Raw genomic sequence first — 12651 nt, 5'->3', positions numbered from 1 at the left:
TAGTATCGGCTGACAATGCGATAGTATCGGCTGACAATGCGATAGTATCGGCTGACAATGCGATAGTATCGGCTGACAATGCGATAGTATCGGCTGACAATGCGATAGTATCGGCTAACAATGCGATTGTATCGACTGACAATGCCATTGTATTGACTTGCTACACTTGCCTAATGAGTATGATCTGGTTGCGCCCCTGTTAAATGCCATCACCCGATCACTCTGGTAATCTTTCTTAGAGGATATTTAAAAAGTGATGATTGATGTATCAAATATTTTTTACCCCACCCTAACCCTCCCCGATATATTGGGGAGGGAACCGGATTTTCTTATTTCCCCCCTTTATAAGGGGGGATTAAGGGGGGTAATAAAAGGGTTTCAGAGATTTCAAATGGGTAGCTTATTTCCGTCAAGGTGTACTGCTAATCTCTCTAACGCCTCCCGTGCGATCGCCCCCCGATATTCATCCTTATACTCAACATATATCTCCAACGCTGTCTGCAAATGAACCCTCGCCTCTGCGTAGTTTTCTTCTGCTTCTGCAAGCATTCCTAATTGGCCGTAGGTGCCAGCTTGAGAATAGCGATCGCTAAATTCGATGTAGATAGCCAAAGCTTGTTGGTAATTGCGCCGCGCCTCCTCAAATTCTCGCAATTGTTGGGCAACAGCTCCCAACTGGTGGTAGATGCTAGCTTGAGAATAGCGATCGCCAAATTCGATGAAGATAGCTAAAGCTTGTTGGTAATTGCGCCGCACCTCCTCAAATTCACGCAAATCTTGAGCAACATATCCCAATTGGTGGTAGGTGCTAGCTTGAGAATAGCGATCGCCAAATTCAATATTAATAGCCAAAGCTTCTTGGTAATTGCGCCGCGCCTCCTCAAATTCCCGCAAATCTTGGGCAACCATTCCCAACTGGTGGTACATCTTAGCTTGGTTATAGTGATCGCTATATTCGATACAGATGGACAAAGCTTGTTGGTAATAACGCCGTGCCTCCTCAAATTCTCGTAAATCTTGGGCAACTATTCCTAACTGGTGGTATATTTTAGCTTGGTTATAGTGATCGCCATATTCGATACAGATGGCCAAAGCTTGTTGGTAATTGCGCCGCGCCTCCTCAAATTCCCGCAATTCTTGGGCAACTCTCCCCAACTCATGGTAAGTGCCAGCTTGAGAATAGCGATCACCAAATTCGATATCGATAGCCAAAGCTTGTTGGTAATTGCGCCGTGCCTCCTTAAATTCCCGCAAATCTTGGGCAACCATTCCCAACTGGTGGTAGGTGCTAGCTGAAGAATAGCGATCGCCTATTTGTTGTTCAATTTCTAGACACTGTTCATAGAAAGTTGTCGCCTGTGTAAATTGTCTCAAGTCTAGATAAGCATTGCCCAATTCAAACAAAGCAGCAATTTCGCCGCGAGGATTCTGAAGTTGTTGTGAAATACTTAAAGATTTTTGATAATAAGCGATCGCTGTATCGAATTGCCTTTGCTGCCGATAAGAATCTCCTAATGTGTTGAGGATTTCAGCATGGAATGTGGAATCTGGAAACTCTCTAGCTATTTTTTCGGCTTCTTCTAAATATTCTCTAGCTTTGATAGGTTCATTCTTACTTAGATACGCGACTCCTAGCTGATGCAAAATATTACTACAGTTGCGGAGGTTTTCTCCTGTTAGATGATGTCCAGTAGGTTTATATTCCATTAGCAAGCGGTGTAATAAATCGATCCGCTCTTGCTTTTCTGGTGGTTCTAATCTGTTTATAATTCTCTCAGTATTTTGAGCCTCATTAATCGCATAATCTTTGGTAACTTGAGGTGTTTGAAACCGAAACATCCCCGATTGCCAAGCCCAAAAATCAGGAGCAAATTTAGCTAACCGAGTCAGGGCATAATCTGGCAGAATAAACAGAATGGGATGAGGAACAGTTCTTTTATAAGCATCTCGGACAAAGTTGAGGTCTTGTAAAACTGGCGGATAGTCTCCATAAACGCCAATAGACTTTTCTAAACCTTGTACAATCAAGACTAATTTTTTGTTATCTTCTATCTCAATAGTTGGTAATATTTTGACAATTTCATCCCTGAGAAATCGCAAATTGGCATCAGAAAAATTCATATTCACAAACTGAATATCCCTACACTCAGGATTTGTCTTTAGCGCCTCAACTAAGATTTCTGCATCTGGGGGAAAATTAATTTCCACAAAACCAATGGTAAATTTTTCTGCAAAGTCTACAAAGGTAAGTAATTGAGCAAAGATTTCTTGATTAAGCGCGATAAACGCTCCTATTTCTGAGCTAAGGTTGCGCTGTGAGTGCGGATGCAAGGGCTTTCTGGAAGAATTCATTTTGCTTCACCACTGGATTGGGATAATTCCATCGTTTATCGCCGTTGTATTCCAAAACTGAAGTGTTAAACAGCATTAACTGACCGATGTCATCTTTGCTGACATTCTTGGTGATGCACACTTGGGCTAAAAACGGATAATGTTCTTCAGGAATAAACCTTTCAAAACTAAATTGCTGTTGTTTCACAGCATAGATAATATCTTCAGCAATAATTTTGGGATGTTTGCGAGTACTAGCAGTTAGGCAAGCAGTCTGTATCATCTGCATTAATTGGCGGACATGTCCTCCACTGGCTTTTGCTAAATCTAGCAATTCCTGGCGAGATGCAAATACAGCATCAATATCTACGCGCTTTTCAATCACGCTGGCAACTGCTTCTAGTCCCGTTTGATTGTAGTTTAAATGGCAGCGATCGCGTTCAAATTCATAAATATTCACCATTGGGACAATATGAGGATTACCATCAAACTGATTGAGTGGGTTTTTAGGCGAACAAAGCACAGAAATTGGAACTGTATAAATTATCGTGCAATCTAGTTCTTGTAACTGAGGCGCATAGTCAAAAAATAAATGTTCTGCGATCGTCGGTGGTACACGATCCATGTTGTCAAAAATAATCAATAAACCCTTATATTGAGGGAATTTTTTTCGGAGTTTAACGTAGGCATCTCCTAATAAAAGGTTAATATCTGCTTTCAGACGTGATAGGTCTTTTTCTAAAGTTTGGCGAATAGTAGTTTTTTGTTTATCAGAACCTTTAATTTGTGCCAGTAATTTAACCATCAATTTAGCGATAAATGGAGCTTCTGGTTTCAGAGTCGCTTCTCCCTGAATACTGACTGATTTTTCTACAGTTTCTTCGGTTTCTTTGGTAATATCCTTAAACCAAGATTCAAAGTTTTCCAGAAGTTGAGGGTCAAATTTTAAACCTAATTTACGCAACTCAAATTCTACTTGTTTGATGACGATTAAATATAAATCTGTATAACGAGCATCATTAATATCTGTTTCTTCATTAACTTCTAAATAAATTACGTGATATTGTTCTTCCCATTGCTTTTGAATACGTTTTAACTCTGTACTTTTGCCACAGCCGCGATGTCCGGTAAACAAAATTGTGCGGAAATCTGCGGGTTCTTGAAAGTCTAAAATTTTACTAACTTCTTCAATTGCTGAAGTTTTACGGACTGCTGATAAATCAACATAGTACCGCTCTATGTCTGCACCCTCTAGCGGTTCAACATTACAAACTTGAAATGCAGCTTTTAGAGTATTAGCACGCTGGTGATTCATCGGGTTTTGACTAACTTTATAAATATGACTTTCTCAATCTTAAATTTTAGGCGATCGCTGTGCAACATTACATCTGATAAAAATTTACTTTTTGAATTTAAATAAATTGTATGATTTTATACATTAAACAATGACATTCCCTAAAAAAGGCTTGTTGTTAGGATGTTCAAAATATTAAAACGTTACCGAACTGTATTGGGAGTAGTTTTGTCAAAATGGCGATCGTTTATAAACCGCGTTATTGAATATAATCTACTAAAAAAAATTCAGAATAATACTCAATTGTCAATCCTCAAAAAGAGAGAATACATATTATTGACGCTTACTTAATTCTGCTCATGGTTGTTTTTGCTCAACACACTGATTTATTTTAAACAAGCCTTCTTCTCTACATAAATTTTAACACTTAAAACTGGATGATAATTTCTGGATCATAGATACATCTGAGCAAGTACAACGGTTTGCAGAACGTCCTGAGGAGGTGATACGCAAAAAAGATGTCAGGCTAAGTTTTATTGAGTTTATCGGGCTTGAAAATCTTTTAAAAGCTATCCTGGAAGGGGAGTAATAACTATTTTAATTACAAGTAATTGGACAATATTTAGACCAAAAATTACATCTATATATAAATATCTATTTAGAGCATCAATAAACAATATAATAAATTAATTGTTGTAATTGAGGATGTGCTAGTTTTAAAATAAAACTTAGCACAGCAAGCCAATTAAAAAAATCTGCTATTAAGTGCTTTTATAGCATACAAAAATTACATGGATCAAGTAATTACTGCAATTGCAGATGCTTTATTTATAACCAGTAATTTAGGAGAAATAAAAAAAGTAAATCGTGCTGCTCAAAAATTATTTGGTTTTAGTGAAGAAGAATTAATTAATCAACCAATGTCACTGATAATTGATGATACTCAAGTATTAACACAAGCCATTTATCGACATTCTTCTTTTAAGCAAAACTCCCAGAATTTCGAGGCAGTTTGTCGAACTAAAACTAGAGAAAAACGGTTGATTGCTTTTTCTTGTTCAGTAATTCCGAAAAAAATAAAAGGATTAGAAGATATTGTCTACATTGGTCGGGATGTTACCGCTCGGCAGCACCGGGAACAGCGTACAAGTACCCAGTATGCTATCACTCGGATATTATCAGAATCCCAAAGTGTAAAGCAGGGAATTCCGCAAATTTTGCAGTCGATTTGTCAAAATTTGGGATGTGATTTAGGAGAACTTTGGACAGCAAGTCAATATATTGGCACTTCGGTACAGGGAGATAGTATTAATGCAGTATTAAGGTGTGTGGAAATTTGGTCAAGTCGAGTAATTTATGTGCGAGAGTTTAAAGCAATCACCTGGCAAACTACCTATACACCTGGTGTTGGCTTACCTGGTCGAATTTGGATCAGACGTTTGCCCTTGTGGATTCAAGATATTACAAAAGATGGAGACAAAAGGCGATCGCAACCTGCTGCTGAGACTGGATTACACGCTGCTTTTGGCTTCCCCATCTTAGACGATAGTGAAATCTTAGGAGTGATGGTTTTCTTTAGCCGAGACGTACAACCAAAAGATAAAGACCTATTGCAATTGGTGGGTTCGATTGGTAGTCAAGTCGCCCAGTTTATCAAACGCAAACAAGCAGAAGATGCACTTGTAGAAAGTGAAGAACGATATCGAGACTTATTTGAAAATGCTAATGACCTGATTCAATCGATCAATGCCTCTGGTCATTTTTTGTATGTGAATCGTGCATGGCGAGAAACTTTGGGATATAGCGAAGCTGAAATTGCGAATATGACTGTTTTCGATATTATACATCCAGAGTGTAAACAAGACTTTTTGCAAAGGTTTTATCGCTTGCTATCAGGAGAAAAGTTCAATCAAATAAAATCCGCATTCGTTACTAAAGACGGTCAAACAATCTTTTTAGAAGGTAATATTAACTGTAAATTTGTCGAAGGTCATCCAGTTGCGGTTCGCGGCATTTTTCGCAATGTCACCCAGCGATTAGCAGCAGAAGAAGCGCTGCGCCGTCACCAGGAAGAAACCGAACGTCTATTGCTGAATATTTTGCCAGCCGCAATCTCCAAACCTTTGAAACAAGAACCAGCTAACATTGCCGAAGACTTTGCTGATGTCACAGTTTTATTTGCAGATATTGTCGGCTTTACCGAAATTACTGCTTCTATGAGTGCAATTCAAGTGGTAAACTTACTCAACCAAATTTTCTCAGCTTTCGATCGCCTCACCGAGCAATATGGTTTAGAGAGAATCAAAACCATTAACGATGCTTATATGGTAGTTGGTGGCTTATCTACACGCCGTCTGGATCATGCTCAAGCGATCGCCCAAATGGCACTGCACATGCAAACTGCGATCGCTCTATTTAATACTGAGAATAACCAAAACTTCAATATCCGTATCGGCATCCATAGCGGTTCCGTAATGGCGGGAGTAATTGACCTCAACAACTTTACTTATGATCTCTGGGGAGACACGATAAATATCGCTAGCTGCATGGAATCCCAAGGTATTGTAGGTAAAATCCAGGTTACAGAAGATACTTATAAGTATTTATGTGATGAATTTTTACTTGAAAAGCGGGGTGAAATCGAAGTTAAAAGCAAAGGGAAAATGACGACCTATTTATTAATTGGAAAGAAGAGATGAGGGGCATTGGGCATTGTTGTTTTCCTTGCCCCCCTGCCTCTTCTCTACTGCCTAATGAGTATTCGGAATTAATCGACCACAGGGATAAGTCGCTGTTTGCTGTAAAGCATTTTCAGCCACTGCTGCTGGAACCTGATCTGATGGTCGGGTTTTGGCTGCTAGATAGTCTTTTTGCAGTTTATCCAAAATGGCTTCTCGCCTGTCGTACACACGCTTCAGGGGACGAGGCTGGCACTTGTTAAGAACATACGCTGTTACCAGTGGTAGAGCGATCGTGCTATCGGTATAACAAACAATTGCGTTAGGTAACTCTTCCGGGTCAATCTTACCCCAACTGACGGCTTCCGATGGGGTTGCTCCAGACAAACCGCCTGTATCTGGACGCGCATCGGTAAACTGCACAAAGTAATCGTGTCCTCGTTCTTCTAGTCCTAATACTTCGTGAAGTTGTGGTTGAGTTTGTAACAAAAAGTTTTTCGGACTACCGCCACCGAGAATTACAGCCGCACTTTTACCTCCAGATTCACGGGCATTATATGCGATCGCAGCCGTCTCATTTACGTCAATTGATGGATCTAAAACCAACTGCGAACCTTCCAAAGCTAAAGCCGCCACGTTCATGCCAATTGAGCTATCTCCTGGAGAAGACGTATATATCGGCACGCCATACTCATAAGCTGTAGCAAGCAAGCAAGAATGCTGCACACCCAACTGCTTTTCTACTTCCCGAACATACTTACCCAGTAAATAGTGAAACTCAGCAGTTCCCATCCGCTTCTGAAACGCTTCTCCTTGCAGAATCTTGCGGATGAACGCATCAGTTTCCAGCAGCACATCGTAACCAAAGATAATGTCATAAATGCGAATAGTGCCTTCCTGGCGCAGTTTCACATCATCCAAAAACGGATTACCAGCAAAGAGATCAAAACCCAAACCGTAGTGCATATCGTGGTAAAGATTTGCACCAGTGCTAATCATCCAGTCAATAAAGCCATTGCGAATTAAGGGTGCAAGCGCTGAAACCCCGAATCCGGCTGGTGTCATCGCACCAGAAAGGCTAACTCCCACTGTGACACCTTCTGTTAGCACATCACGACTCAGTAGTTGGCAGATTTCCCGCAACCGCGCTGAGTTATAAGCGGTGAAGTATTGATCAATCAAATCCACCACATTGATATCATTTGATATAGGTGTCGGTGCAATTTTTTGACCCAGCTGTTTAGACATTTTGGCACTCCCGAACAGTAAACACGCCGAATCTAATGTTATCTAGGTTTCAAGCAAAGTAACAGCAATTTAACTAGCCCATATTATCAAAAAACACTACGACGGCTGAGATTAAATCGTGTCACGGACTTCAACGCCTCCAATTGAGGCTATCTCACTGAAAAGAGTTTCCGAAAATATTAAATTTAATGGAAGATTTAATAGATCGAGAGAGGTGTACGCTAGCTAGATGAAAATGTGTTAACAGAGGACTCAACCAATGGGATATGTAATTGCTACTGCAAATATGAAAGGTGGCGTTGGTAAAACCACCCTCACCGTCAACTTAGCTACCTGTTTAGCTAAAAATCATGGCAAGCGGGTGCTTGTCCTGGATTTAGACAGCCAAATTAGTGCCACACTCAGTTTGATGTCGCCTTTAGATTTTGCCAAGCGCCGTAAACAAAGTAAGACATTTAGGTATCTGATAGACGAAATTATCAATCCAGACCCACAAGCAAAACTGACAATTCAGGATATCATTCAATCCCAGGTTTGTAATCTTCCTGGACTGGATTTATTACCAGGAGATATCGACTTGTATGATGAATTTGTTGTATCAGAAATGCTACATCAACAAGCAACTGCTTTGGGTGAACAAGACTTTGAAATGGTTTGGAATCGCTTTGAAAGAGTCTTGATTAATAACATCTTAAAACCAGTCCGTCAAGAATATGATTTTATCCTTCTCGATTGTGCACCGGGCTATAATCTATTGACTCGTAGCGCTTTAGCCGCCAGCGATTTCTACATACTTCCTGCTAAACCAGAACCCTTATCTATAGTGGGTATTCAACTGCTGGAAAGACGCATTGCCCAATTAAAAGATAGTCACGGGCATGAAACTAAGATAGATATAAAAATGCTGGGAATTGTATTTAGCATGTCCAGTGCTAACCTTCTCACAGGCAGATACTATAAACAAGTGATGCACCGCGTTGTTGAAGATTTTGGTGTAGAAAAAATTTGTAAGGTACAAATACCTGTTGATGTCAATGTTGCTAAGGCTGTTGATAGTTTTATGCCAGCTGTTTTAATTGCTCCTCAATCATCTGGTTCAAAAGCGTTCTTTCAGTTAACTCAGGAGTTGTTGCAAAAGCTATAACAAAACTAAACCGTTTGGAAATATAGCAATCCTAAATCATTCGTGAAAAACAAGATTTGCAAGTTTTATAAAAAGTTGTAAATCGGAACCTGGCGATTTTTACAAATAAAATAGGATTGCTATAATACGATTTTCGACTTGTTAAATAAGTCGAAAATGTGAACCTTTTGATTTTCCCAAATCAATTAGAGTTGCTATTTATTGTCTGCCCAAATAAAAGGTGCTAAGTAGTAATAAGTAAGTTATCCTTTTCATAAGTTCAGCAGTTCTACTGAAGCTATATGCAGGCAGATTTAGCTATTGAGTGAAAAGACCAGTAAATTTCACTAAGAAACAATGGTTACTAACAATTCCGTACACGAAGAGATAAATCAGCACTTGGGAATACGCCTACCACGGACTCTGAGTTATCTCGAAACCTGGGGCTTTGGCTTAACGGGTCATGTGGGATGGATTGGTACTGCCCCCATGATTCATGCAATGTTAGGGCCTAAAGCGATCTTAGTTTGGTTTTTTGGCACGATTATTTCCTTTTTACTTAACTTGCAGGTACAAAGTTTAGGTAGATATTGGTCAGATGTGGCTGGAGGAACACCAAACTATACCACAAGGCTATTAAAGAACTTTCCTGGCTTAGGTCGTTACGTAGCCTTAGGATACTTTTTTAGCTGGGCAGCAGCACCGGCACTGTATGCGATTATTCTCACAGAGCTAATTAAAGTCAGTTTTCAACCATTAGGTATTTCTTGCCCAGAAACTTTATTAAAAGTTGTATTTACAACGATTCCTTTTATTGTGGCATTCAGTGGCAGTCGTGCTCTAGCGCTCCTGCATTTATTTTTTGTATTACCAGCGATTTTATTACTGCTTTTGTTTTGTACTCAAGGCGTAGTATGGTTAGCCTCCTCACCTGATAATTTTAAATTTAGCCCAACTAACATAGATAGCCTAAGTTTTGAAGAATGGGCAAAGTGGTTTTTTCTGGCTAGCTATTCAATTTATGCTTGTGAAACCACTTCTTCTTTTGTTGCTGATAGCCGCCACCCATATAAAACTTTAAGATTTTTAAGCGTAGCTGCTTGGCTAATTCCTCCAGTGTTTTTAGGTGGTTCTTGGGTATTAATGCATTCGCCTCAAAATCCAAAAATAGACGATGCATTCTCAAATTTGGTAGCGGCTTCTGAGCCTTTTTGGGGTGAATATGCCCCCTTTCTAGTAACACTTCTGATTAGTATATCTTGCCTTCTAAGTTCTGCTACGGCTGTTTCCAACTCTCCTCGGATCTTATACCAACTTGCCTTAGACAAACAGCTTTCTCCCATATTTGCATTAGTTTCCCGCCAAGGTGTCCTTGGGCCTGGTATCTTAGTTACCTTTACAATCAGTTTGCTTTGTCTAAATTTGGGAAATGTACCTCAACTTGTCACAGTAGCAGGCACCTGTTATCTCATGTCCATTATGGGATTACATCTGGGATTATGGCTGTGTCGGGACAAACCGCAGGTGTTATGGCCTTGGTGGTCACTTGGTTTTTTCTTTGTAGAAGCAGTAGTTCTAATAGTGGGAGGTTTAGCTTGGAGTCGGAGAGATTTCTTAGTGGGATTATTATTACCCATTGTTCTAATCATCGCAGATGTAGGGCTACGTCGCTTAAGATTTGCGCCATTACAGCCGGAATGGTGGACACAGCGTTACGACATTAGGTCTAATAGAAACAACTCAGACTTTGTGGTACTACAGGTGATTGTCTTAGTATCATTAATTTGTATTACTACCACAAGCAGTTGGGTTATCCGCGATTTATTAGATAAACTTTCTAATAATCCTAAAAACTCTTTATTAGCTATTCTACTAGTGACACTTTCTTTTATGGGGGTAGCGATTGCTTGCTGGACAACTCTACCACAAATTGTTGCTATTGATGAAGCACGCAAACAAGCAAGAAACCTATTTATCACTACTCTCGATACCGTTCCAGATACTGTTTTAGTCTTAGATGAAAACGGTACAATTTGTCAGACAAATACCGCTGCTGAAAAATTATTTCAAACAAATGTTCAGCAGTTGCTTGGGCAAAACTTGAATCAACTCTTAATATACTATCGTGGTAAACCGGAGCAATGGTCTATTAGGAGTGAGCAAACCTTAAAAATAAACGAAGGTCTACGAGTTGTTGAATCGACTATTTCACAGCCATTTAATTCTCAGTTAAGAGAGTATATTGTTATTGTCCGTGACATTACTAAGCGGAAGTTAATCGAGGAAGAATTAGTTCAGTATCGTTATCATCTTGAACAGATGGTTATAGAACGTACCATTGAACTTATTAAAGTGAATAAACAGCTTGAAAAAGACATTATCAAGCGTCAAAAAGTACAAGAGCAATTACAGCACAATAGTCTTCATGACGGGCTAACCGGATTACCTAATCAACGATTATTTATAGAGCGAGTGCAGCAGGCAATAGAACGTACTAAACAGCGAAAAAATTATTTCTTTGCCGTACTCTTTTTAGATATAGACCGCTTTAAAGTTGTTAATGACAGCCTTGGACATCTACAGGGAAATCAACTTTTGATTGCAATTTCTCATCGGCTAAAATCAGTTCTGCGAGTTGGAGACATAATTGCCCGTTTTGGCGGAGATGAGTTCACAATCTTAATTGAGGAAATTGAAGATATCAGCACTGCCGTACAGGTAGCCGAGCGAATTAAAAAGGTGCTAGCCTCGCCATTTAAATTAAATGAGCATAGGGTGTTTACTAATGCTAGTATCGGCATCGCTTTAAGTAAAATAGATTATGAGCAAGCAGCGCAGATTCTACGCGATGCCGATGTGGCAATGTACTGTGCCAAATCACTTGGTAAGGCACGCTATGAGGTATTTGACCAAAAAATGCACGAGGGTGCATCTTCGCTGTTGAAGTTAGAAACTGCTCTGCGAAGTGCGCTGCTCAAGCCAAAAGAATTTAGCCTTAATTACCAGCCAATTATTTCACTGACAACTGGCAAAATTATTGGATTTGAGGCACTGATACGTTGGCATCATCCAGAACGAGGACTTATTTCCCCTGAAGATTTTATTCCCCTGGCCGAAGAAACTGGAATGATTATTAGTATCGGGCAATGGGTGCTTTATGAAGCGTGCCACCAAATGCACATATGGCATAAACAATTTCCTACCTCACTACCCCTGACAATTAGTGTAAATTTTTCTGCTAAACAAATCACGCAACCTGATGTGTTTAAAGAAGTTAAACATATTTTGCAGGAAACTGGACTAAAGCCATCCAGTTTGAAATTGGAGATTACTGAAACCTTGTTGGTGGATAATTTTGAATTAGCTACCACTGTGTTTTCCCAGTTAACAGCGCTGAATGTCGAGTTGCACATGGATGATTTTGGTACTGGCTTTTCATCCTTGAGTTATCTGCACCGTCTACCAATCAAAACCCTTAAAATTGACCGTTCTTTCATCACTAATATAGGTAGTCGAGGAGAAAATTTAGAAATTGTTCGAGCTATTGTGACATTAGCTCATAATTTAAATATGTCTGTAACAGCAGAAGGGATAGAAACTGTAGAGCAATTAGCACAGTTAAAGGCTTTACAATGTGATTATGGGCAAGGGTATTTTTTCTTACCACCTGTAGAATGTGCAGAAGTAGAAATATTACTTGCTACCAATTTGTGCTACAAAAACTTTTTAAAGACCTGAAATTCTTGGGTTCAAATTCTGTTTAAAGGATGTTTGAAAAGTATTGTTGTTAATCACCTCCTAAACCTAACCCCCCTAGCAAGCCTTCCCTATGTTAGCGTTTACGAACGCAAAAGCATTTCTAAGAGTTACAGCACGAAGTGCAGGAATCGAGGTTTCAAAGCCTTTCAGGAGTGGGGGAGATGAATAGAAGCGGGGTTTATAGGATACTTTACAACTTTTTAAACATCCTTTTAGAA

6 protein-coding genes are annotated in these 12651 nt (G+C 39.5%); 3 read left to right on the top strand and 3 right to left on the bottom strand.

The window, feature by feature from the left end; all coding sequences use genetic code 11:
* Positions 1 to 387 precede the first annotated feature (387 nt).
* On the bottom strand, positions 388 to 2352 hold the full coding sequence (locus V7K35_RS07455) for a tetratricopeptide repeat protein (RefSeq protein ID WP_335077634.1): 1965 nt from the start codon (positions 2350 to 2352) through the stop codon (positions 388 to 390).
* Positions 2303 to 3646, bottom strand: coding sequence for a P-loop NTPase fold protein (locus V7K35_RS07450; protein ID WP_335077632.1), 1344 nt, complete (start codon positions 3644 to 3646; stop codon positions 2303 to 2305). The genes V7K35_RS07455 and V7K35_RS07450 overlap by 50 nt, the downstream gene beginning before the upstream one ends.
* Positions 3647 to 4416: 770 nt before the next feature.
* Between V7K35_RS07450 and V7K35_RS07445 the strand changes: the two genes are divergently transcribed.
* The gene (locus V7K35_RS07445) at positions 4417 to 6324 is read left to right on the top strand and encodes an adenylate/guanylate cyclase domain-containing protein (protein ID WP_335077630.1); all 1908 of its coding nucleotides are present in this window, start codon (positions 4417 to 4419) and stop codon (positions 6322 to 6324) included.
* Between the two features lie 51 nt (positions 6325 to 6375).
* Here V7K35_RS07445 and V7K35_RS07440 read toward each other — a convergent pair whose 3' ends face one another.
* Positions 6376 to 7551 carry a homospermidine biosynthesis protein gene (locus V7K35_RS07440; protein ID WP_335077628.1) on the bottom strand — a complete coding sequence of 392 codons (1176 nt, stop codon included), beginning with the start codon at positions 7549 to 7551 and terminating at the stop codon, positions 6376 to 6378.
* Between the two features lie 259 nt (positions 7552 to 7810).
* Here V7K35_RS07440 and V7K35_RS07435 point away from each other — a divergent pair, with 259 nt between their 5' ends.
* Positions 7811 to 8695 (top strand): ParA family protein, encoded by an 885-nt coding sequence (locus tag V7K35_RS07435; protein WP_334796863.1) that lies wholly within the window; start codon positions 7811 to 7813, stop codon positions 8693 to 8695.
* A 336-nt stretch (positions 8696 to 9031) separates the two neighbouring features.
* Positions 9032 to 12412 (top strand): EAL domain-containing protein, encoded by a 3381-nt coding sequence (locus V7K35_RS07430; RefSeq protein ID WP_335077626.1) that lies wholly within the window; start codon positions 9032 to 9034, stop codon positions 12410 to 12412.
* Positions 12413 to 12651 lie beyond the last annotated feature (239 nt).

Origin of the sequence: Nostoc sp. (assembly GCF_036917275.1) — a bacterium.
In the GTDB taxonomy this organism is placed as follows: domain Bacteria; phylum Cyanobacteriota; class Cyanobacteriia; order Cyanobacteriales; family Nostocaceae; genus Nostoc.
Note: the sequence above shows the minus strand (reverse complement) of the source record. Positions and strands in the feature narration are given on the sequence as shown.